The sequence below is a fragment of the Chryseobacterium angstadtii genome (assembly GCF_001045465.1).
Taxonomy (GTDB): domain Bacteria; phylum Bacteroidota; class Bacteroidia; order Flavobacteriales; family Weeksellaceae; genus Chryseobacterium; species Chryseobacterium angstadtii.
Genome location: NZ_LFND01000008.1, coordinates 59,854 through 83,530 on the forward strand (window position 1 = coordinate 59,854; position 23,677 = coordinate 83,530).

Genomic DNA, 23,677 nt, shown 5'->3' on the forward strand with positions numbered 1-23,677 from the left:
ATCTGAATAGTTCCTTAGATCTTTTATTACTCAAAATATATTGAAGACCTATCTATTCAGATGGGTCTTTTTTGCTGCCTTATTTTCAGATTTCAAATAAAGGAGAACACTTTCAAAGTGCTCTCAAAATCAACAATTTAAATTCAGCAAAATGAAATATAACACAAGAAATATAGGAATTATAGCCCATGTAGATGCAGGAAAAACCACGTTAACAGAAAGACTTCTCTATTACACAGGTCTCATTCATAAAATCGGAAATGTAGATGACGGAAATACCACCATGGATAAAGACATCCAGGAGAAAAACAGAGGTATTACCATTTCATCCGCCGCGGTTTCCACCCAATGGAAGAAGAATGGAAATGCCTATAACATCAATATCATTGATACGCCCGGACACATCGATTTCGCTGTAGAAGTAGAACGCTCCCTGAGAGTTCTGGACAGTGTAGTTGCCGTTTTCTGTGCTTCTTCAGGGGTTCAGCCGCAAACCGAAAATGTTTGGTTCCAGGCAGAAAAACACGGAATTTCAAAGATCTGTTTTATCAATAAAATGGACAGAATAGGAGCTGATTTCTATGCTGTTCTCAAGGAAATCGAAATGAAACTGAATGTGGTTCCCATAGCACTTCAAATCCCTGTCGGAGCTGAACACCAATTTGAAGGTGTGATTGATTTAATCAGACAAAAAGCTTTATACTGGACGGATGAAAACGGAGAAACCATTATTGAAAAGGAAATTCCCGGGGATCACAAAGCTGATGCCGATGAATACAGAACCCGATTAATGGAAACCCTCGCGGAATATGATGAATTATTCTTTGACATTTTCATGAATTCTGAAAACAAGGTCTCCGAGGAAATGATTAATGAAGCTTTACAACGGGCCTCCGGATCAGGAGCTGTTGTTCCGGTTCTTTGCGGCTCTGCTTTTAAGAACAAAGGAGTACAGCCTCTTCTCGACGCTATTGTTACTTATTTTCCTGCTCCGGATCAGCTGCCTGCTGTTCAGGGGAAAGATCCGGATACGGAAGAAACTGTGGAACTTGCCCGAAATGAAACGGAATCTTTTTCAGGGCTTGTTTTCAAAGTGACTATAGATAAACATATGGGCAGACTGGCGATGCTTCGTGTATATTCCGGTAAGATCAGGTCCGGTGATATGGTTCTGAATGTAAGAACGGGTGAAAGTTTCAGAATATCGAGAATCCTGAAGATGCAGTCGGACAAGACTCTATCTGTGGAGGAAGGAAAAGCAGGTGATATTGTTGCTTTAACGGGAATAAAGGATGCTAAAACCGGAGATTCATTATCCGCAGTTGAAAAACCTGTCCTTCTGGAAGCGATTACCATTCCTGCTCCTGTGATCAGGGTTTCCATAGAACCTAAAACGAACAGTGATGAGAAATCTTTCGGTTTGGTTCTGGCTAAAATACAGGAAGAAGATCCGTCTTTGGTGGTGGAAAGGGACAGACAAACCGGTGAAACGTTGTTAAGCGGTCTTGGAGAGCTTCATCTTGAGGTCACTCTGGAAAAGATCCGTCTGAATCACGGGATAGAAGTCAATCAGGGAAAACCTAAAGTGTCTTACCGTGAGATTTTAACGGAAACCAGAATCCACCGTGAAAAGCTTTCGAAACAGAATGGCGGTAGCGGCCAGTTTGCCGATATCACTTTTGAAATCGGTCCCAGAGAAAATAATGAACCCGGATTGGAATTCATTAATCTGATCAAAGGAGGGGTAATCCCTGGCGAATTCATCCCTTCTGTAGAAAAAGGTTTCAGGGAAGCCATGGAAAACGGACCTTTGAAAGGTTATCCTCTGGAAAGCATGAGAATAAGCCTTCTGGACGGTTCTTTCCATGCTCAGGATTCTGCAGCATTTGATTTTGAAAATGCAGCAAGAGACGGATTCAGGACAGCGGCTTTATCGTGCAGGCCTCAACTTCTGGAACCGATTATGAAGGTTGAGATCCAGAGTATTGAAGAGTACACAGGCGCTGTAACAGCCGATATCAACAGAAGAAGAGGAATTATTTCTTCTATTGATGAAAGATTGGGAAGAAAAATTTTCACGGCAGAAGTTCCGCTAGCTTCAACGTTCGGATATATTTCCGACCTTAGAACATTAACCAGCGGAAGAGCTTCCATCAGCATGAAATTATCGCACTATGCTTTGGTGCCTGATTTTATTGCCAATACATTAATAACCTAAAAGACGAGGGCTGTAAAGTGATTTACAGTCCTTGTTTGGTTATTGTAGATGGAATGTGAATGATGAATGAAGAGTGAAAAATGATGAATTGTGAATGGTGAATTTTTTTGCGGATTATTTAACTACGGATTTCACAGATGTGCACAGATTTTTAAATTTTGGGATTCTTGTTTGATCATTTTTAATTTCGCGCTGATTGAGCGGATAGTGCAGATTTTTAATTTGAAACATTAAGAAGATTCAAGGGATTAAGGTTCATTAAGAAAAATCAAACAGATTTTTAAAGTAGGATTACTTAAAGCGTAGCTCATCTTCATATTCTTAAAAACTTAATATGATCTTAATGGTTCAATCATAAGGTTTTCAATTTTTTTAAATTTTCTTTTATTACCCTTCCGTTTTTTCTCACTTCCAATCAGTTTCGTTTTATTTTTTTACCTTTGCGATCTGTTATGAAAATATTTACAGTAACATCTTCGCCAATTACACCGCCTTAAATATCAGGGTGATTTATTCTTTTGGTATCCGGAATTCATTTTTGGATAAAATTTCTTTTATATATCAATCAATTTTAATCATTACACCTTATTTACTGATGGGTGTTCTATAATAATCTTAATAGTTTATGGAAAACATAGTATCTGGTTTTCAATCATTGCGTAATATCAATTTTAAAAGTGAAATTCTGGCAGGTTTAACGGTTGCCATGACCATGATCCCGGAATCTCTTTCATTTGCAATTCTGGCCGGATTGTCTCCTCTAACCGGTTTATATGCCGCATTTTTAATGGGAATTGTAACCGCTGTTTTTGGAGGCAGGCCGGGAATGGTTTCGGGAGGTGCGGGAGCAACGGTTGTGGTTTTAATTGCCCTGGCTTCATCTCATGGGGTGCAATATCTTTTCGGAGCGGTTATATTAGCCGGAATTATTCAGATATTGGTAGGGACTTTCAAACTTGGAAAATTTGTACGCCTTATTCCTCAGCCTGTTATGTATGGTTTTTTAAACGGTCTTGCCGTTATTATTTTCATGGCTCAGGTCACTCAGTTTAAAATCGTAAAGAACGGTGTCAGTACCTGGATGGAGGGTCCGGCTTTGTTTATTATGGCAGGTTTAACCGCTCTTACTATTCTTATCGTTATATTTTCCCCAAAGATCACTAAGGCTGTGCCTTCGTCATTAGTGGCTATCATTATTGTTTTTGCCCTGGTTTATTTCTTTAATATTGACACAAAAAAAGTTATCGATATTGCTTCTGTAAGCGGTTCTCTTCCTTCTTTTCATATCCCTGAAATTCCTTTCAGCATGGAAACGCTAAAAATTATTTTTCCTTATTCTCTAGTTATGGCAGGTGTAGGATTGATAGAATCTTTACTGACTCTGAACATGGTGGATGAAATTACGAATACAAAAGGAAAATCTGATCAGGAAGCAGTGGCACAGGGAATGGCCAATATCACCAACGGGTTTTTCGGAGGAATGGGCGGTTGTGCTATGGTAGCACAGACTTTGGTCAATATCGGAGCAGGCGCAAAAACGAAAATTTCTGCTATTGTAGGGGCCTTAACGATTCTGACTATCATCCTTTTCGGAGGCCCCGTCATTGAACGGATACCTATGGCAGCTTTGGTAGGCGTTATGATGATGGTAGCTATTACCACTTTTGAATGGGCTTCATTCCGCATCATAACAAAAATGCCCAAATCGGATATATTTGTAGGAATGCTAGTCGCTATTATTACAGTTGTTCTTCACAACCTTGCTTTAGCCGTATTAATAGGAGTTATTATTTCCGCGCTGGTATTTTCCTGGGACAGTGCAAAAAGAATCAGGGCCAGAAAATCCATTGATGAATCGGGAAATAAAGTATATGAAATCTATGGTCCTTTATTCTTCGGCAGCACTACAACATTTGCCTATAAATTTGATTTTGTTAATGATCCTGAACGTATTATCATCGATTTTAAAGAATCCCGTATTGTAGACATGTCTGCCATTGAAACACTTAAAAAAATAACGAAAAAGTACAAAGCACAGGACAAGCAGGTGATTCTTAAACATTTAAGTCCGGACTGCATTAAACTACTGGATAATGCCAATGGTTTTATAGAAGTCAATATCGAAGAAGATCCCACCTATCGTGTGATGCCTAAATAATTGAATCGGGACTGTTTTAAAAGACAGTCTTTTTTTTATGAAAAATTGGTTCATAATATATCTATATTTATTTTTTAATTCACTTTAAGAACAGCTTCTTAAACTTTAAATAATTCACAAATGCGTACACTTAATTTGTTAATTTTAATTAAATTTCATATTCTGGGATATTTTTTATGTATTTTTAAGAGTTTGATGCTATTTTTTATTTAAATTTGAAAACGAACAAAGAGATTATTTACCATTAATTAAAAATTGTATGGCTTTAATGATCTGCTAAAACTAAGGTTAACAGTAAAAATATTACGAATAAAACTGCATGAAAAAGCTTTAATAGGTTATATAATATTCAGACGAAAAAGAAATATGAAGCATGAAAAGTATTGCGTCATTGGAACGAAAATACTGTACTAGAAAACGGGATATAAAAATTTCTCAGATATAAATAACCTGAAAACTAAATGATCGGCAGATCATCCCAAAGACTGTCGGGCTGTACATCTACAGCGCAGAGCTTAACATTCCGCTTTTTTGCTTCCGTTGAGATTCGCTTAGCGTAATTTTATTTTTTAGACAGTTGATTCATTCTGTACGAATGAAATATATGATCTATTCTCTTTAATTCATGAATTGAACAAGAAATATTACCCAATAATGTTATATAAAGAAATTCATATAGGAAAGTTTATCAAGGAGATGGTGGATGAAAATGAATTATCCATGGAGAGGATCTGTAACTTTCTCAGTAAAGATGAACAGTTTGTTGAAAATGTATACAAAAGCAAATCCATAGATACAGACCTTCTTTTGAGATGGAGTAAACTGCTGGAATATGATTTTTTCAGACTTTACAGTTCGCATCTTATTTTGTATGCCCCGCCATCCGCTGTGAACAAAAACCAGAAGAAATCCGATAAAATTCCTTATTTCAGAAAAAATATTTATACTCAGGAGATTAAAGATTTTATCATGAAAAGAATTATATCCGGCGAAATGACGTATGCTGAAGTGATCAAAGAATATTCTATTCCCAAAAGTACACTCCACCGCTGGCTTCAGAAGAACAACGATAATACTAACGGATAAACAAACTCATTATGCGTCCCAATTACAAGAAGATATATTATGATATGCTGAGGCTGGAACATCCGGAAAAGCTCAAAGACCCAAAGATCAAAGAACTTCTGGGAAAACTCAATACCACTGAAGATATCCTGAATTTCAACGAAAAGATTTTCGAACAGTCCAGGGAAAGCCAGATCAACAATCAAAAGCTTAAAACATATGATAAAAAAACGATGTTTAAACTTTTGGAGTACCAGAACAAACATGGTTTTTCTACAAGCTATATGTCCAGAAAATATAAGATCAGCAGAACAACGATCATGAACTGGAAAAAAACATTTGAGGAAGAAATAGAAAAAGTAATAAATGCCGGCGAATAATTCACCGGCATTTTTTATAAAAGGTTATGATCAGGAAAAAAGGGGGTTGTCTTTGTACCGGATTCGAACCGGATAGCCTTGCCGGAATGATCGGCTTCGCTATTCCTCCCCGTTAAGTGTGACGATGGAGTTTTCCTCTGTAAACTTCCCCGTTATATACTAGAAAGCAAGACACTATTATCAAATTCTAAAACTTTTCAACTATTAAATTATAAAATCTTTCTTGACCAGCAATATCAAAATTACCGGTAACATAACATATGGCTCTGTACAAATCGGTGGTGCCAGAAATAGAAAAAGTTAGGATATTTTTCTCATCTACATTCAAAGTTCCATTTCCCACAGTTCGCTAGCTAGTATAGTTCGATGTTGTGAAGTTTAGGGTAACTGCTGATCTTTGCGTTCCACCTGAATTGTAAGTTTCATCATTTAATACAACTACAGAAATATTTGAGGTCGGTGCCGTGTTTAATCGTAACTGCAGATAATTAAACTGTGTACTGCTACCATCAAAAGGAACAATCCTCACTTCTACAATGCCTGCACTTATGGTTTTAGTACCATCAGCTCTGGTGGCAAAGTATTGGTTTTTACAAATTGTTGAGCCTGAAGTGTTAGTATCTCCAACAGACTGCGAAGTTAGGGTGGTTCTAAGCAACATCCCGTTTGAGTCAGCAGATAATATATACTCTGTATCTTGCCTAGCTATCATTGTTCGCACCCTTAAGTATCCGTTGATGTCAGTTTTATTAGTCGGTGAAGCAATTGCCATGAGATGATTAGTTTTTTTACTGTTCTGCCTTGAAAAAGACAAATTGGATAGTTAAAATAATCAGATCTATCATCAAGAATTAATGCCCGTAGGAATTTCTCTGATTATTAAGCCGTATGATTCTCATATTACTCTAAAATAATTTTCTTGCATTTCCGCCCTGTTACAAAGGTTTTACTTTAGATAATAGTACTTACTATGAAAATGATCTCTGACCTCTCCCTGTTAATATTACCAATCTTAAAAATTAGTTCTAATCTTCAGGATATTAAAAGCAACAAAACCAAAGAGGTAATTTTCTCAGGTTTTGAAAACTATAAGATTGAACAGATAGCTCTGCAATCTAGTAGAGCCTTGTAGTCATTATAAATATATGCCGTGAATTTGTACCATTGCCGTTCGAACCAGCTATAGGCAGACCGTAATATTCCACTTTGTAAAGTTTTTCTTTAATCCAAAGCATCATTACAAGATAATCATGTGATCTATACCACTGATAATTATTCCCCATAGCAGCCGGCTGAGTTCTACCTGCACTAATAATTTGAGGTCTTCCATTGTCTCCTAAAGTTAAATTCGTATAAATTGCAATATCTGAGCTAGTCGTATTATAAAGATAGGGATGGTAGTTACCTTTAAAACCATAAAAACCAGAGCTACTATAGACTGCGTGTACATCAAGCATTAGTCCATCTAGCACAGGTAAAGAAGGAACTCCCGAAGCATCACTGAGTTTTTTTTCCACGTATTCCGGACCTAAGTCAAATATGGCATGATAAACACTGGGAATTCCTATACTTCCTTGATTCCCATTTTCCAATGCCGCTTTCCAAATACTACTTTGAGCATCATAATAATAAAACCCTACAGTCTTTATGTTAATAGTTTTTGGGGTGTTTCCTATTCCATCTGTTACAAATACTAGCATACCGTTCTGAGCAGCACCATATGCGTTGTCTTTTTTACCGAGTTGAATAGCATCATATCTTGGAATAAGAATACCATCAGGACTATTGTTATCCGCTTTTCCCGTAATATCTAATGTTGCTTTAGGCTCAGAATTCCCTATTCCGATCTGTGCCTTAATAATTCCTAATGGTGATGCTATCACCACTAATATCGAAATAATTTTTTTCATTGTATTTTTAATTTTAAAAAGTTTCTGAAGACTCTATTAAGATGATTTGCTAAAAAGAAATTTCAAATTTGAAAAACTATATAATAAAATCAACTTTGGATTATTTAGTCGTTTTATAAGCTTACTTGATGAAATAATGTAATTGAATTGACAGCAACAATTGCATCATACTACACCGATTGAAATCAATGTCTTTTTCATTTTTCTTATTTACATCAATTACAATCCTTGAAAACAACTACAAATGTTTGCGTTTTTCTATTAAATAAAGCAATATTATATGTTTGCAAAATTAATAGAAAGAAAAAGTAAAATAAATAACGTATATCTGTCATTTTTAGACTTCATATTCAAATTATAATAAACTATTTAAACCTATTTAAATAAAAAAGCTGTTTAAATTTTTAATCATCTTAAATAAAATCTGTCTATCATTCATTTCAAATAAAGAAATCAATTGTCTTCTATTTTCGAAAATGCTTTGTCTAGCTTTGTCATATTAAAATTCAGGTTATGATTAAAGGATTGTATGAAACCCATGTTCAGGTAAGTGATTTAGAAAATTCTATCCGTTTTTACACGGAAGTTTTGGGTCTGAAACTGGCATACAGGGATGAAAAACGTCCTATTGCTTTTTTATGGATCGGTGATAACAAAGAATTTATGCTGGGGTTATGGGAACAGAAAGAAAACCTGCAGCCGAGGCATTTTGCTTTTTCCAGCAGTACAGAAGATATTTTAAATCATTCCGCGGACTTTCTGAAAAATAAAAACCTGAAACCTTATAATTTTTTAAAGGATGGTATGGATAAACCGATGGTCTTTGCATGGATGCCCGCTCTGGCCATTTACTTTAATGATCCGGATGGTAATCAGCTGGAGTTTATCTCCATCCTTGAGGGTGAAGGAAAGCCTGAACTAGGTGTGATCTCCTATGAAGAATGGATGAAACAATAATTGGTTATAAAAAACTGCTGTTTTCTATCTCACAGATTAAACGGATAATGCAGATTCTTAATTTGAAACATTAAGAATATTAAAGGGATTAAGTTTGATTAAGAAAAATCAAATAGATTTTTAAAACAACAATTCTTATAGCGAAGCTTAACTTAATATTCTTAAAAACTTAATGGGATCTTAATGGTTCAATCATAAGTTTTTCAATCTTTTTTAAATTTTAGGATCAATCAAATTAATAAAAAAGAACAGCTTTATTTCCGGAAGCTGTTCTTGTTTATTTAGATGTTGACTAATTTTTTTACCGCAAGCACATGTTTGCATGGACCTCTTTCCCCTTGGTGTTTGCTGAACCATTCGCATGTACAGCGTTCTTTTTCAAGGTCTATAATGACCGTATGATGTACTCCGGTACCTTCTACCCTTGCTTCGGTTCTGACTTCATTTTTATTGACAATTTCTACTTTTCTTTCTGCAATAAGTTTGTCTGCATTTCTTATCCTGGGATTTAAGCCGATGATTCTATTGAGTTTAAACGGCAGTCTCCGGTAGAAAAACTGGTTATCATCAAGATCAAACCCTAAAAGTCCCATTGCGGCAAGTCTTCCTGTAAGGTTACCGGTTTTTTCAAGACTGATATTTTCTTGTAAAGCAAAAACGGATGGATTAAAAGCCTGATTGGCATAAGCATATTTATCCATTGCATCAATCCATTCATCAGAAACCTCATCAATCAGACTGTCTAAAACAGCTCCTTCTCCGGAAAAACCTCTCCAGCTATCTCTGGACAATGAAAAGCAGAATCTGATATTCCCCATATACAGCTGCCATGTGGTAGACTGCATATCTGAATGCGGAAATACCTGCATCTGATCAATATAAGGAAGAAGAGGCTCCAGTAAACGCAGCCTCTGCAAACCTCCTATACAAACTGCATCTGCCGATTTTACGGGAGAAAACATAGGTTTGTTGCCTCTGATAATCAGATAATAATCAGATTTCACAGGTCCTTTCGGGATTCCTCTGAACAGCTGTTGGGTTTGAATTTTGTTAAAACAGTGACGTTTTTCCGACTCAGAGAGATAAATCTGTACGGTACTGAGCCCTTTGATCCATTTTACAGGCAGTGGCACTTTCCGTTCCACAACATTTTTTTCTTCCTGATACAACCCAACTTCTTTTTCGCCTACAGAAAGCATTATTTTTTCATTAGGACGAATACTTCCCAATGCCGTAATCATGGGCTGATTAAAATCCACATTGGTTGTTCCGTTTTCCAGAAATTCACCGTGAAGGCCGTCGGGCAGTACATCTACTCTGGCATACACTCCGGCACAGTGCGAGAATCCTTCAAAACGAAGCCGATGATTTCCGGCGGTTACAATAGGGTCTTTAAGTGCTGCCAGCTGAAACGGTGACAGGTTGAAACTGGATTTCACAATATTAGAGAGCGTTATCAGACATCTTGCCAATATAAACGGCTGGCTGACATCTCCCCAAAAAAAGCAGGGAGCATCCGTATTCTTCTGAACCTCGCTGTACTTGGACAGAAATAATTCTTCAGATGCATCTTTCTTTATCAAAGACGATGGTCTCTGATAATGGTAAATAAGCGTATCTTCCATAATCTATTTTTTTAGAAGAAGATTGCAGATTTTTTTCAGGCTGGAGTTTTCTTTCCAGTTATTAAGTTTTTCTTTTAAGTTTTTATCGGCCTCAGACTGATTGAGTGCCAGAACTTCATGGTAAATATCCAATATTTTTTTAAGATTGGTCACAGGGGTTTCCATTTGCAGCAAAATATGGGTAAGAAGCTCTTCCAACGCCAGATTATGATCTTTACTGACATTGAGCATCTGATGCTGTACAAGATCCGTAAATCTTTTCACCGGAGCCCATTCCAGCTTTTCATGAATACCGATTACCTCACCCAGACGCACATTATCCATTACTTTATGAGACACGTGTTCCAGCCAGATTTCGGCAGCTGTTCCTCTGATAACCTTGTCTCCGTCCAGAAAAATAGTTCCCAAAAACAGGTATCCCATAGCATCCAGAGGCTTTTTCATCTGATGAAGTGCCTGAGCTGTATTCAGAACCAGATTTCTTTCATAGACTTCTGCTATTCCGGAATAAAACAGACATTCTTTGATGATTTTCGCAAAAACATTCCCCAATGCATTAGGAAAGCTCCACATGAAGGAAGGAATTTCGGAGAAATTTTTCTGCTCTGCAATGAAATATTCCATAAAAAGCGGATGAGCTCTTTTTTTAAGATGGTATTTCGGAATACTGATATTGAGTTCAACCGGATAATAAGAATTCTTTTTGCTGTCAATGGTTTTCCAATCGTAAACGCCCGTAAGAAACTCTTCAGGGATATCATCGTATCCAAAGTTTTTAAATTCTTTAAACACTTTTTTCGGGTGGCGTGTAATTCCGGCGGTCATCCACCAGGAAGGATGTTCAAATTTTCCTTTCGGAGCAGCATTTTCATTAAAAAAGAAAAGAAGCAGATCTTTATATTCTCCCTGCAATTTTTTATCGACCAGCTTTAGCACTTCTGAGGTTCTTTCCAGAGAACATCGCTGTAAAGCAAGCTGCATATCCAGATCATCCGGAATTATGTTTTCGGTCTGATATACTTCAAGTCTTTCTACCAATGCTTCCGGGCTTACCCAGCAAGGCTCGTGGGTTACCGTAGATAACAGAGGAACTCTGTCTGCGGATATTATTTTATCGAAAACATATACTGCAATATGCTTAAACGGCTCCATGGCCACACCTCCGGCAAAAATATCCTGAATAGGTTCCAGCTTTTTATGATAGGTAGAATAGGCTTCTCTCGTAGCCTCATCTTCTCTGGTCTTTTTGTATATTTTTTCGAGATTTTTAAGCTGAACAGGAAATCTTTCCAATAACGAAAGCCCGTAATTGATAATAAGGTTGCACAGTAAAACATTGAAATGATGAACCTCCCACTTAGCAATAGTTTTACAGGCTTTCTGAAATACCGGCTCAAATAGTTTTACAGACTGTGCATCTGCATCATCTGCAAAACGAACAAGGCCGCCAAGTGCCAGATCGTAGTAGTAGGTTCCCGGATTTTCTATAGCCTGAGGAAGGAAAAACATAAGGTCTTCAAAGCTTGCCGGCTCCTTAACCTGACTTTCTTCACTGATCAATTCCAGTTTTTCTGTTTTTACTGCATCCAGTTCCAGCTGTTTATCTTCTATGTATTCGGCTAATAGAGGCTTTACGTTGGCTAATATATTATCAGCATAGTGAGACAGAGCTTCTTTCATGTTTTCAGAAGCCGGGATGTATTTTTGAATAATTTTAGCGGTTTTGGTCTGAATGCTTTCATCTTTGCTTACAAAGGCAGCACTCAAAGCAATGGCCAGGTTTTCTGTTCCGGTTTTCTTTTTCTGAAAGATTTTTTCGGTAACTGTAAGACTTGCGGCTACTACCGTTTTCACTTCGGAACTCAAAAGATTGGGAACAAAGTGAGAAAACTCTCCAATTTTAAAGGCCGGAGCCGGAACTATCTTTTTCAAATGAGCCAGCATGGTATTGACTGCTTTTGACTGTACGGAAGCCAAACCAGCCATCAGCTCATCCTGGAACATAATCAATTCATCATCAGTAGGTTTAAGTATATTGAATACATCCATAAACCAACCGGTAACGTTTTTATTAAAGTTTCTGTTGGCAGCCAAAAGACATTCTCTCAGAAATCTTTTTCTTTCAATTTTATTTTCGGCAATCAGTTTTTGAACCAATGGAAGCCATTCTCTTTTAAAAGGAAGTGATTTTGAAGGAAATTCGCACAGGTACCAAAAGTGGGTTTCCAGTGTTTCGGGAGATTTCTCCAGATCATAAGGCTGAAGACTTAAATGATACCCCAACAGTTCAGGTCTGGGCTGTACGTATCCTTTTTCTGCCCATCCCAGAATATCCTGATAATTAAATGCAGTGAACTCAGCATCTATAGAATCGTTGATAAAGTCTGAAAACCAATCCGGACATCCCCATTCCAGGATTTTTCCGGTTTGTTCTTTGTTTCTGAAAAGGCTCCAGTAATTCTTACCGTAATGCTTCTGATCCATGCAGACAAAAGAGGCTATATCAATAATAGCATGCTGATCTGCAGAACCGGCAGTATGGTAAGAGTTTTTCGTCATTACAATTTTACTGATCTCTCTGTCCAGCTTTTTTATCGTGGGTACCAGGTTTTTTCTTTCCTCTGTGGTAAGTTCTTTCAGAAAGGGAATAATCTCATGTGCTTTTTCCTCATTAAGGATCTCATAAAGTCTTTCTTTCATTTGTTTTCAATTTGGTTATAATTTTTTTCAGGTTATTTTCATTTTTCCATTTTTTTAGCCTTCCGGCCCCCGCACAATCAGCTTCGGACTGATTAAGAAAAAGCAGTTCATCACAGGTTTTAAGCCTCTTTTTAAGATGGTAAACCGGATAATCTATCGTGGCAAGAATGGATGTCAATAGTTTCTCAAAAGTCCGGTTGTAACTGAAAATCAAGCTGATAAATTCTAAAGGCTTATCAATCAGTCTTTTTACCGGAACAGGTCCGAAATTGATTTTTTCACTGGTCATCTTCCCTAATGCCCAGATGTAAAAATCATCTGAAACTATCTTGTGAATAATCGCTTCAAAAGCCGTACCAGACACGGTTTTCCCCTTACTTAAAATTCCCGTTGAAAGGAATAAACTGTGTATTTTCCGGAATGAAAGATTCAGTTTCATCCATGCATCCAAAAATTCAGTACTACTTCTGCTGTCATATTCATAGATAGCATTGCGTGAGCATGGTTCCAATCTTGGGGACTAAAATAAAAAAAAACGGCTGACTGATATTAAAAATATCCCAGTAAAGTGATTTTTTTAACAAAAAATTATGCTTTATAGAGCGGTTTAAGCGGTGCTTCTGAATGAAAATCTAAATAGAACTCTTATTCTAACTTAAAAAAAAGAATAGTTATTTATAACTCAGCCGAAGTGCATCTTTCTGAAATCTGAATTTTCACTGTAATAATAGCTAGTATTAGAGATAAATCACTGTAAATTAGATCATTTTTTCAAAAAAGGACTTTGATTTCAAATTCAAAAAAAATAATTTTTTATTTTTAGGCTCCTTTGATTTAAATATGAAAAAAAATGTTAAAATTTCTCTCTGAAATTGGTTCAGATTCCTTCTTAAAAACAAAGATTTTTAATGGATAAGAAAAGCTTAAAAGAATTGATACTCCGAAAATGAAACACTGTCTCTTTACAGAACACCATTATTAAAAAAAACAGGGCAGGTTGCTGCCATGCAAACCTGCCCCTATAGTAACAGCTATTAGTTTCTATTTTGTGAAAATTTCTTTCAGCTGGGAAACAATATTGCTGTTTCCTGAAACGGTAATATCACCAATCTTTTCTGCGATTTTTTCCATATACTCCATTTCTTTCAGTTTCCATAAAACTTCATTTTCTTCCATCAGTTTTGCGGTGTTCAGCAGACTTCTTGTGGAAGCTGTTTCTTCACGACGCATGATGCTGTTGGCCTGAGCCTTTTTCTCAGCAATTAAAACCTGGTTCATGATTTCTTTCATTTCTCCGGTTAAGATCACATCACGGATTCCGGCATCGAATGCCGTAACACCCAAATCTTTTGCTTTGTCACCAAGATGTTCAAGGATTTCTTTTCCTACCGAATCTTTTTTCAGCAACAGCTCATCCAGTGTTAAAGCACCCACAAATTCACGCAACGCCAGCTGCATCAGAATATACAATTGCTTATCATATTCTTTGTTTTCCATCAATGCTTTTTCGATACTCTGCACCTGAAAACCTACATAAAAATTGATCCGGAGCATAGCCTTATCTTTCGTCAAAAGCTCCTGTCCTGCAATTTCCATTTGCTGCATACGAGTATCTACCATTCTAACCTCAATGGAAACTTCGTTATTCCAAAAGGAGTAGCTACCGGCTTCAAGAGTATTGATCAGTTTCCCGTCAATGATCAGTAAACCTTTATATTGATTAGGCACAATAAACTTTCTCACATAATGTCTCAGCCTTGCATTTTCCAGGATCGTATTCGGGATTTCTTCTGTGATTTCCACTTTCGTTAAATCCATTTTTTGGAATTCTCTGTCTGCAATACCCATCCAGAAAGCATATTGACCAACGTTCAAAACATCTTTCAATGTTCCGTTTTCGTACATAAGCATGATTTCTCCGTCTTTTACCTCCACCATTGTTAAAAGTTCTCTCAAACTTTCATTTTTCAAGATAACATGTACATTTTCATGAGATCCAAACTGGGATCTTATTTCATAGTTGGGATCAATGATTTTAACCTCAACAGAAGTATCATTATTCCAGAAGGAGTAGAGACCGCTTTCCAGAATCTGAGTTAGCTTTCCTTCTACTAACAACAATCCTTTGTAATGAAGAGGCACCACAAATTTTCTTACAAAACCTTTCAGTTTCACATTTTCCAGCTCTGTTTTAGAAATTTCTTCCGGAATTTCCACATTCGTTATCTCTATTTTTCTGAACTCTCTATCTACAGTTTCCTTCCAGAATGCATGTTTTCCAACATTCAGAACATCTTTAAGACTTCCGTTTTCATACATTAAAATGATTTCTCCGTCTTTTACCTCTACTATTTCCAGAAGGTTTTTCAGGGTTTCATTTTTCAGTAGAATAGGCAAATCTTCACCCGCTTCGAAACGGGATCTCGTTTCATAGATTCCTACGGATTTATTTCCAAAAATATAGTGGTTTCCTTCTTTCAGGACTTCAATCAAATTTCTGTTTTTGAAAACCAAACCCATTTGGTATGCTTTAATTTGTACATTCTTTATCATCTTATTTTATTTTTAAATAGTATTATTTCTGTTAAAAAGAGAAAATTGAGATTCTTTCTTCCAAAAAATGGCGGAAGCAAAGAGGTTTCAAAAAGTTCCGGTCATTTCAGAATACTGTCCTTCAACTTCTTTTTCCAATGAGTAAGATTCCGGGCGTGTCCCTGGCCACCGCTGAAAGCAGCAATCCGGGTCGCTACGTTCACTTCTATCTTTTTTGTTTACAAAAAAGGATATCCGTTACCATCGCTCACGCAGAAAATCGTCCTTTTTAGAAAATTCCGTTCAATTGAAGTACTCATCAACTGAGTTTCACTTTCAGAAAAAATCTTTCTTACTGGCTTTTTCAAAAATGTTGATCCAACAACTGAAAAAACCTCAAATTTTCTCTATTGAATAGGATGTTTTTTTTAAAGAAAAACATTGAAAACTTTGTGAAAAATAGATTGTAAGCCTATTTTAAACTACATGGAAAGTGTAGTGCTCTTACCAACTGAGCTATCTCAACCGAATTGAGAGAAGGAGTCGAACCTTCGCATAAAAACTATTTACTCTAACCTGACTGAGTTATATTCTCCGAAGGAAACAGAAGGATTCGAACCTCCGTACAATAGCAAATGGTGGAAATTTTTTGGTTAACTCCCCAAACCTTCAGGTTAGTTGAACAGAAAGAAATGATGTTTCCCAACAAATTCTTCTGCAATGGTGCTATACTGAAACACTCAACATGACCTGCCTGATATTTTAACTGAAATCTGTTTTTCAAAATTTCAGTATTGTTTCATTTTGATAATGCAAAGTAAAATCATTATTGCGCAGTCTTTTTGCGCACTAAAAATCAATCCTATATTTTATTTCTCTATTTTCAAACTTTTATATTTTTTATAGGAAATAATTGAAAAATTTAATTTTAAATAAAATAATAATCCATTAATTTGTATACATTTGCATTCATTAAATACTTGATAAATCAAATATAAATCAATGATAAGTACTGAATTATTATTTTTAATTAACATCAATAAGCTGCAGTCCGTCACATCAAGAAGATTCGATTCTCTCAGTGTACACGGCCTGGGACTGAATGATTTTGTGATTCTTTATATTCTTTATCATTCTTCCGAAAGTAAAATGCGGAGAATAGACCTGGCTGAAAAGACCGGACTTACCGCTTCCGGAATCACAAGACTTCTCAATCCTCTGGAAAAAATAGGTCTGGTTTCCAGGGAAATCAATGAAAGGGATGCAAGGGTGAGCTACGTTGTTATTACAGAAACCGGGAAAAGGATATTTGAAGAAGCTTTGAAAACCGCTGAAAAAACAACTCAGGAAATCATTCCGTCCAAAAAAAATAAGGCAGTGCGGAGTGCCGCCGAGCTTCTTCATGACCTTGGAGGTAATATTCAATAGTAAAATGTAAAACGGATGTCAGAAAAATACTTATCCCCTACATTTGAAGCAGGGAAGCATTTGTTTCAAAAGAACATTGAGGGCACAATCATTAATTTAAATCTAATCAGACTTAGAACAATAGCGGATTACTCTGCCCATCCAGATCTGAGACCGGCAGAAGAAATCAGTGGACTGGAAGGTATTTCACCTATATCAGGGAAGCCGAACCTTTTTTAAAAGCCAGTGGCGGAGAAATTTTACTGATTGGAAAAGGAGACCGATTTTTGATTGGCCCGGACCATGAACAGTGGGATTTATGCATGTTGATTAAACAAAAAAGCGTAACCGATTTTTTTAATTTTGAACAGAATGAAGGGTATATGAAGATCTCCGGGCACCGAACGGCGGCCATTGAAGATTCAAGGCTGCTACCTCTTGAAGAAGTTCTGATTAATTCTTTATCATCATGAAAAAAATAGCCAATATCAACAGGATAGACCTGTGTTACGAAATTTTTGGAGAGGATCATCATGAGAATATTGTACTTATCTCAGGATTGGGAAGTCAGATGATCCGTTGGGATGATCTTTTCTGCCGTTTGCTTGTTGAAAAAGGATTCCGGGTGATACGTTTTGATAACAGAGATTCGGGACAGTCAGTATTCAAGCCGGAGAAGGAACTGAATTTTGATAAAGGAATTCAGCAGGTATTTGCAGAATTAGGAAAAGACGACATTCCCTATTCTCTGATGCATATGGCTGAAGATGTGATTGGCCTTATGGATTATCTGCATATTGAAAAGGCTCATATTGCAGGCCGTTCCATGGGTGGAGTCATTGCACAGCTACTGGGATCTTTTTTCCCGGAAAGGGTACTGACTCTGGCTATTATCATGTCTACATCTTTACGACCGACCCTACCACCTTCAAATCCTGATGTCATGACTATGATGATGCAACCTAAAATTAATCCTTTGGTGGATAAGGAAGGCTATATCAGAGAGAAACTGCTTTTTGCGGAAAAAACCCACGGGAGCAGGTATCCTTTGGATCAAAAAAAAGAAAGAGCGATTATTGAAGAAGAATCTGAGCGCTCTCAAACGAAGAACGGGGTTTTCAGACAACTGATTGCTATGGGTTCATTGGAGTATGATGCTGAAGTGCTAAGGAAAATAAGGGTTCCGGTTTTAGTGATCCACGGAACTGAAGATCCTATATTCCATCCTGACTGTGGAAAAGATATTGCAACTACGATCCCCAATTCTGAACTGATTGTAATAGAGGGAATGGGGCATTCTATTCCAGCGGAATTATATCCTTTTGTCTGCGAAAATATGGCTGAATTATGCAAAAATAGAATCCTTTAGCTGAACTTTATTTTTGAATTTTAAAACGGGTATAAAAAAACAAAGACTTCCTTTTTAATAAGAAAGCCTTTGTCACACTGTTGTATCGCTAAATGATTACATTAAGCCTGCTTTAAGCACCAATGTAAAATTTTAGCAATATTTTTAGCATCATCCACTCCTCTGTGGTGTGTACCTTCAAGCTTGAGATTCAGTTCACCTAAAGCCCTGCTCATGCCCACACTTTTTCTTACAGTAGGATGCAGCTCACCAAACAATGTTTTTACATTGATATGGTCATCGCTTAAAGGATAATCCACATTAAATCTTGCGGCCTGATCTTTCAGCATATTCAGATCGTAGTTTCCATAACTGGCCCAGGTAAGGTCTTCGGAATCATATTATGCTCTCAGGATATCCAGCGCATCTTCCAGCATAACGCCTTCGTCATCCAGCATTTTCTGGGTAATGGAAGTCAGTTCTGTACAAAACGGGCTCACCTTTGAATACTGTGGTTTTATTAGGATGCCTTCATTTTTTGAGATTTTGCCGGTTGACGCATCCATAATGCATACACCGATTTCAATAATCTCGCTTACCTGGCCTCTGGGTGGTCTTTCGTCCCAGCAGGTGGCTTCCAGGTCTATAATTAATATGTTGTCTGTTGTTTTCATTTGTTTAAATTTTAATGTTTGAGAAGGGGAAGAGAGAAGATGGGAGCTGGAGGATGGAAGTTAATTTTGTACGTCCATCACTACCTGTTTCCCGAAGTCAAGTCTCTTCCCCTATTTTAAAGAGTGAAAGGCAGGAATTTGAGAATGAAAAATATAGATAAACAATATTCACATCCGGTATTGGACTTCCCTCTTCTAACTTCTGTCTTCCCTCTTTATATCTACTCCAAAATCTTCTGTAAAATTTTGGCTGCATTGTAAGCATCGTCTGCTCCGCTGTGGTGGTTTCCTTCAAACTCCATTTTCAGATGGTACAGCGCTCTTTTCAGTCCAATCATTTTATGGAGTCTGAAATGATCTCTGAATTCTTCCATGATGTTCAGGTAGTTTCCGGTAAAAGGATTTTCTATTCCAAGCCAGTCGCACTGTTCAAAAATCTGCTCCTTATCAAAGTTGCCAAAACCGGCCCAGGTAAGTGCTGAAGGATGATAATCATCCATAATTTTTTCACAGGCCTCTTCAAAATAGATTCCTTTTTCTTCAATCAGCTGAGGTGTAATTCCTGTCAGTTTTGTACAGAAATCGTTGATCTCTGATCTTTCGGGAATTACATAAATGCTTTGCTTTTGGGAAATGGCTTTTGATTGTAAATTCAACTTGCAGATCCCTATTTCTATAATATCGACTTTCTGTCCTATGGGAATTCTGTCATTTTCCCAACAGGTAGCTTCCAAATCGATAATTAATATTTCGTTTGTTCTGTACATAGTTTTTTAATGTATAAAGTATTAAGGTACAATGTAAAAAGTATGAGCTTCATTGATCACAATGGCTTCCACTCATTACTCACCTCTTGCTCCAAAAGGGGGCGACCATTTTTTCCGTTTCATAATTTCCTTGACTTCTTGGTAGGAAATCGGGTAAAAGTTGTGGCAGTCTACTCCTACGTCGAAGCTTAAAGCCATCTCATCATCGGGTAAAGTTCCGTGTGAATGCCCGTAGAGCTGCCATACACCGCGGTGCGATCCATTCCAGGTACGCATGGCGTAATGCAGGAGGATGATTTTCTGCTTACCGTTATCGTTTTCAGGTTCGTCAATTTTCAGTTCATGATAATCTCTTATGGATTCAAACCGTTTGGTATAAGTAAGCGCGGCGCCTTCATGGTTCCCTTTGATCAAATGAATATTCCCGTTTAATCTGTCAAGAATTTCTTTGGTAAAATCCGGTTTTCCTAAACTGATGTCTCCAAGATGGTAGACGGTATCATTGGTCCCGATTTTCTCATTCCATCTTTTGATCATCTCTTCATGCATGTGATCTAAAGATTCGAATGGCCTTTCTGAAAATTTTATAATATTGGCGTGACCGAAATGATGGTCTGCTGTAAAAAATATATTAGGTTTCATTTTTTTAATAATTTGTTTGTTTAATTTTTATTGTACTTTTTTAACCACGGATTTCACAGATTTGCACAGATGATTGTATTTATTTTTGGTGAGCATTAATGGCAGTTGTGTTTAAAAAATCAACTTTTTGAATATCTCTTTTGTGGTTTAAGTTTTTAATTAATTTTCTCGAAATGCTTTATAAAAAGCAGTTTCAACTTCAATAACATCGGTTTCCGTGTATCTTCTGGAAAAGTGGATTGGAACGGCCTCTTTAACCTGACAGTCTTTCATAATCTTTCCTGATGCAGACGCAAAACTGTGATAATTAAGCTTCGCCAATTCCTGATCAGAATCTTTATAAAAACTCTCAATGTATACGAGATTCGCTTCACTGAAAACAGCCTTTATCTTCTCATAATTTTCTTCAATCGCTGCATGATCCATGATTACCCCAAGCCTGTAACCCTGATTCCTTTTCAGTAAATAAAACAGATCAGATACCTTGTAAACTGTTGTCTCAATCTCAATTTCCTTATCCTCATCATTATTTTCAAACGCTGTTTTCAACTCACTGATCCACTTTCCTTTTTTGAAGCCTGAAGCCTCTTCATGAAAGGTAATGGAATCTTTCTCCCTGAACAGATAAGCAATAGAATCTGTTTTATGATCGAGAATGGCAAATTCTACTTTCACCTGTTCGTCTTCAAAAAGAAAATTCTGTGTTTTTACCAATTCCAGGTTCCAGTGCGGTGGACGAAGGATGTAAACATTAATTTCTTCAGGAGAAACTATTTCCCGGATTTCATACTCAATAGCTTTTTCGTCAATCAGATTCCATGTGTAAGATTTCAATCGTGATTCGATCTGATGATGAATATTTTTCGGTCCGCAGATGACAACTCTTTCTCTGCTTCCGATCTGATGTCTGAAAATTCCGTCAAAATTTGAAAAATGATCAATGTGTGTATGGCTGATGAATACTGCCGAAACCGACTGTACTTCTTTTACTGTCAGCAGGCTGGCTTCTCCGCAGTCGCACAGATAATGTTTTCCTGAATTTGCAATTTTTATTAATATACTGATGTCTTCTCTCAAAAGACTTTTTATTTCTGGCTGTATCATGGTATTCGTTTTTAAACATAAAAAAGTTTCGGTAAAAATATACCGAAACTAGACTTTAAGAGTCATCAACTCTTCTTTTATAAAATCAATAACTAAAGTATTCAGCTTTTTATTGATTCTTTTCTGTTCTTCTTTTTCCACGGAACTGAAAGCTGCCGGAAAGTCCTTTCCGAAATCTTCCAAAATATCCTGTGCAAAAAGACCTATGATTCTACCTATCATTTTAGGTTCAAATTCTCCCACTTTGCTTACCACATTATGCAATCTGTTGACTGTAGCATATCTTTGGATTTCCTCCCAAATATTCTGGGCATTTTCAGAAAAATCTGCTGGTTTTTGTACCTTTTTCCGTTCTTTTTTAACCATTTTTGACTTTTCAATCCATTTTTCATTCTTGTTTTTAAGAATGACCCTGGCACCATTTCCAAAGTATCTGGTTTTCAAAGTTTTTACAATTGTTCCTTCACACATATTGTCTTCCATTTCGGGCAGGCCCAACCAGCCCGGAATTTTAGAGTCAAAAACATTCGGGAATCTCAAAGCGTCTTCAAGGCTGCCCTGAAAGAGAATTTTAGCGTAGAAAAAACCGGTTTCTTCAAAAATAGAATTCGCCGTATCTGTATCCAAATAAGTGGTTCCATTCAACTTAATATCGAATCCGTAAAATTCGTTATGAGGAGCGTATTCAATACCTTTCTGTACTTTTACAGCCTCTTTTACAGGTTCTACATCCTGATGTTGGTAGCCACCACCGAATAGTTCACCGTAGATCACTACCGTTTCCAGTTCCGGATGAATGGTTTTCACTTTTTGAAACAAATCAATTACATTTTTTCTGTAACGTTCTAAAATAAGGTGTGCGTTGTAGAATTTATCTTCTTTTTCAATGAAGGCGGTTCTTTTACCGATTTTAATTTCCTTTCCGTCGGTAAAGAAAGAGAAATTAGCACCGTGAACCTTCTCCTGCACGATGAAAACCTCATCCCCAAAGCCCTGCAACCTGATCTGATCGATCACGCGGGCCTGGTAAGCATTTTCTATTGAGTTATATGTTTTGAAAATCATTTTTTTAGTTTTTAATCGTTTCCGATTCATTATTTTTCATTTGAGTAAGATGTCGCTGAGTGTGAAGTGAAAGAAAATAAATGTATTCATACACATTGATTTTCCCAAGCTCATTCACGGTCATGGTCGTCTTACAGAGGAGGCCTTCACCATTTTTCATTAAGTCTAAATACCCTAAACACTGTTGGTACTGTTGAGCAACCAAACTTCTGATTTCACTCAGGTTCAACTCTCCTTTTGGTTCCATATGTTCCGGTCTTATCCATTCAAAAGCACCATATTCTCCTACTTTCTCAAATCTTTCATTATCGAAACTGTAGTTTTTTATTTCGGAATTCAGATCAAGCTCAAGATAATTCCGCACTCCTTTTTTGTACCCTTTTTCAATGAGGATGAGCAAATAAAAGTTGGTAAGATAAATATGTTCTAAAATCTGTTGAATCGTCCAACCTCCATTTGCAGGCAGATCATTCAATATTTTTTCATCTTTTCCAAACCATCTGTCCACCTCATCAAAACTGAGTTTCAAATGCGTTTTTATATCCTGAATTAATCTAAAAATATCCATTACAATTTTTTATCGTTTTCCAAAAGGCTTAGAATATTTTCCTGCCTTTTCATCAATCATCTTTAACTCCTTCTTTCGTAATCTCTGATATTTTGATGATGCAAAGTAAAAGAGCTATAACGCAATCTTTTTGCGCTGATCTAAAAAATGTTGATTACCATTGTTTAAAATTTTCTAAAAGGCTTAGAATATTCTTCTTTCCTACCGGATTCATTGAATGACAATAGAATTTTGGAAGGTCCAAATAGTGATCCATACAGTAGTCTATCAGCCATTTGGCACAGTCATAGCCCGTTTTCTCTGTATATTCTTCAGAATTGGGTTTCAGATAATGAACGTCTGCCAGGTCATGATCAAAAGAGATGAGTTCCGGAAGTCCTTTTTCCACAATTCTGTTGACAAACTGCTCGTAATTGCGAACAATATGCCAGTCTTTTCTGAGGAAAATATCCTGTTTGGTATAATGATACGCTTCAATCGGGTATCTTATATCATCCAGAAATAATAATCTTTTGGTCATTTCCATTGTTTTATTTTTTAGCCCGAAAGCCTAGTAT

22 protein-coding genes are annotated in these 23,677 nt (G+C 36.7%); 8 read left to right on the top strand and 14 right to left on the bottom strand.

What is annotated here, in order from left to right; translation table 11 throughout:
• The first annotated feature begins 151 nt into the window (after nucleotides 1-151).
• The 4 genes from fusA (at nucleotide 152) to ACM46_RS21340 (ending at nucleotide 5,821) form a co-directional block, all read left to right on the top strand.
• Nucleotides 152-2,218, top strand: coding sequence for an elongation factor G (gene fusA / locus ACM46_RS21325; protein ID WP_048508709.1), 2,067 nt, complete (start codon nucleotides 152-154; stop codon nucleotides 2,216-2,218).
• 625 nt (nucleotides 2,219-2,843) lie between these two features.
• Nucleotides 2,844-4,376, top strand: a complete 1,533-nt coding sequence (locus ACM46_RS21330) for a SulP family inorganic anion transporter (protein WP_048508710.1) — start codon at nucleotides 2,844-2,846, stop codon at nucleotides 4,374-4,376.
• Between the two features lie 654 nt (nucleotides 4,377-5,030).
• Complete coding sequence (locus tag ACM46_RS21335; RefSeq protein WP_048508711.1) at nucleotides 5,031-5,462, top strand: transposase; 432 nt, start codon at nucleotides 5,031-5,033, stop codon at nucleotides 5,460-5,462.
• Nucleotides 5,463-5,473: 11 nt separating this feature from the next.
• Entirely contained in the window at nucleotides 5,474-5,821 is a 348-nt protein-coding gene (locus tag ACM46_RS21340; protein ID WP_048508712.1) for a hypothetical protein, read from the top strand.
• A gap of 349 nt (nucleotides 5,822-6,170) precedes the next feature.
• On the opposite strand, the gene ACM46_RS21345 is transcribed toward ACM46_RS21340, so the two are convergent.
• Nucleotides 6,171-6,593: a hypothetical protein gene (locus tag ACM46_RS21345; protein WP_048508713.1), complete on the bottom strand. Its 423-nt coding sequence runs from the start codon at nucleotides 6,591-6,593 to the stop codon at nucleotides 6,171-6,173.
• Between the two features lie 343 nt (nucleotides 6,594-6,936).
• Entirely contained in the window at nucleotides 6,937-7,731 is a 795-nt protein-coding gene (locus ACM46_RS21350) for a hypothetical protein (protein WP_048508714.1), read from the bottom strand.
• 513 nt (nucleotides 7,732-8,244) lie between these two features.
• Here ACM46_RS21350 and ACM46_RS21355 point away from each other — a divergent pair.
• Nucleotides 8,245-8,688, top strand: coding sequence for a VOC family protein (locus ACM46_RS21355; protein ID WP_048508715.1), 444 nt, complete (start codon nucleotides 8,245-8,247; stop codon nucleotides 8,686-8,688).
• 281 nt (nucleotides 8,689-8,969) lie between these two features.
• On the opposite strand, the gene ACM46_RS21360 is transcribed toward ACM46_RS21355, so the two are convergent.
• The 4 genes from ACM46_RS21360 to ACM46_RS23740 form a co-directional block, all read right to left on the bottom strand.
• A complete protein-coding gene (locus ACM46_RS21360; RefSeq protein ID WP_048508716.1) occupies nucleotides 8,970-10,313 on the bottom strand; it encodes an SWIM zinc finger family protein in 1,344 nt (447 codons plus the stop codon).
• A gap of 3 nt (nucleotides 10,314-10,316) precedes the next feature.
• The gene (locus ACM46_RS21365) at nucleotides 10,317-13,013 is read right to left on the bottom strand and encodes a DUF6493 family protein (RefSeq protein ID WP_048508717.1); all 2,697 of its coding nucleotides are present in this window, start codon (nucleotides 13,011-13,013) and stop codon (nucleotides 10,317-10,319) included.
• Nucleotides 12,994-13,524 carry a DUF7825 domain-containing protein gene (locus ACM46_RS21370; protein ID WP_131707646.1) on the bottom strand — a complete coding sequence of 177 codons (531 nt, stop codon included), beginning with the start codon at nucleotides 13,522-13,524 and terminating at the stop codon, nucleotides 12,994-12,996. The genes ACM46_RS21365 and ACM46_RS21370 overlap by 20 nt, the downstream gene beginning before the upstream one ends.
• A 530-nt stretch (nucleotides 13,525-14,054) precedes the next feature.
• Nucleotides 14,055-15,566 carry a slipin family protein gene (locus tag ACM46_RS23740; RefSeq protein WP_241486070.1) on the bottom strand — a complete coding sequence of 504 codons (1,512 nt, stop codon included), beginning with the start codon at nucleotides 15,564-15,566 and terminating at the stop codon, nucleotides 14,055-14,057.
• A 981-nt stretch (nucleotides 15,567-16,547) separates the two neighbouring features.
• Here ACM46_RS23740 and ACM46_RS21380 point away from each other — a divergent pair.
• The 3 genes from ACM46_RS21380 (at nucleotide 16,548) to ACM46_RS21390 (ending at nucleotide 18,321) form a co-directional block, all read left to right on the top strand.
• Nucleotides 16,548-16,973, top strand: coding sequence for a MarR family winged helix-turn-helix transcriptional regulator (locus ACM46_RS21380; protein WP_048508719.1), 426 nt, complete (start codon nucleotides 16,548-16,550; stop codon nucleotides 16,971-16,973).
• Nucleotides 16,974-16,988: 15 nt separating this feature from the next.
• Nucleotides 16,989-17,192 (top strand): hypothetical protein, encoded by a 204-nt coding sequence (locus ACM46_RS23745; RefSeq protein WP_241486071.1) that lies wholly within the window; start codon nucleotides 16,989-16,991, stop codon nucleotides 17,190-17,192.
• Nucleotides 17,193-17,421: 229 nt separating this feature from the next.
• Nucleotides 17,422-18,321 carry an alpha/beta fold hydrolase gene (locus ACM46_RS21390; protein ID WP_048508720.1) on the top strand — a complete coding sequence of 300 codons (900 nt, stop codon included), beginning with the start codon at nucleotides 17,422-17,424 and terminating at the stop codon, nucleotides 18,319-18,321.
• 101 nt (nucleotides 18,322-18,422) lie between these two features.
• On the opposite strand, the gene ACM46_RS23835 is transcribed toward ACM46_RS21390, so the two are convergent.
• The 8 genes from ACM46_RS23835 to ACM46_RS21425 form a co-directional block, all read right to left on the bottom strand.
• Nucleotides 18,423-18,650 (bottom strand): hypothetical protein, encoded by a 228-nt coding sequence (locus ACM46_RS23835; protein WP_338152004.1) that lies wholly within the window; start codon nucleotides 18,648-18,650, stop codon nucleotides 18,423-18,425.
• A gap of 51 nt (nucleotides 18,651-18,701) precedes the next feature.
• Nucleotides 18,702-18,974 carry an exonuclease domain-containing protein gene (locus ACM46_RS23840; protein ID WP_338152005.1) on the bottom strand — a complete coding sequence of 91 codons (273 nt, stop codon included), beginning with the start codon at nucleotides 18,972-18,974 and terminating at the stop codon, nucleotides 18,702-18,704.
• Between the two features lie 221 nt (nucleotides 18,975-19,195).
• Nucleotides 19,196-19,741 carry a 3'-5' exonuclease gene (locus ACM46_RS21400; RefSeq protein WP_048508721.1) on the bottom strand — a complete coding sequence of 182 codons (546 nt, stop codon included), beginning with the start codon at nucleotides 19,739-19,741 and terminating at the stop codon, nucleotides 19,196-19,198.
• A 75-nt stretch (nucleotides 19,742-19,816) separates the two neighbouring features.
• A complete protein-coding gene (locus tag ACM46_RS21405; protein WP_048508722.1) occupies nucleotides 19,817-20,383 on the bottom strand; it encodes a metallophosphoesterase family protein in 567 nt (188 codons plus the stop codon).
• A 159-nt stretch (nucleotides 20,384-20,542) separates the two neighbouring features.
• Nucleotides 20,543-21,487: an MBL fold metallo-hydrolase gene (locus ACM46_RS21410; RefSeq protein WP_048508723.1), complete on the bottom strand. Its 945-nt coding sequence runs from the start codon at nucleotides 21,485-21,487 to the stop codon at nucleotides 20,543-20,545.
• 48 nt (nucleotides 21,488-21,535) lie between these two features.
• On the bottom strand, nucleotides 21,536-22,552 hold the full coding sequence (locus tag ACM46_RS21415) for an RNA ligase family protein (protein ID WP_173426510.1): 1,017 nt from the start codon (nucleotides 22,550-22,552) through the stop codon (nucleotides 21,536-21,538).
• A 4-nt stretch (nucleotides 22,553-22,556) separates the two neighbouring features.
• A complete protein-coding gene (locus tag ACM46_RS21420; RefSeq protein WP_048508725.1) occupies nucleotides 22,557-23,120 on the bottom strand; it encodes a DinB family protein in 564 nt (187 codons plus the stop codon).
• Between the two features lie 154 nt (nucleotides 23,121-23,274).
• Nucleotides 23,275-23,646, bottom strand: a complete 372-nt coding sequence (locus ACM46_RS21425) for a cyclic-phosphate processing receiver domain-containing protein (protein WP_048508726.1) — start codon at nucleotides 23,644-23,646, stop codon at nucleotides 23,275-23,277.
• Nucleotides 23,647-23,677: the final 31 nt, after the last annotated feature.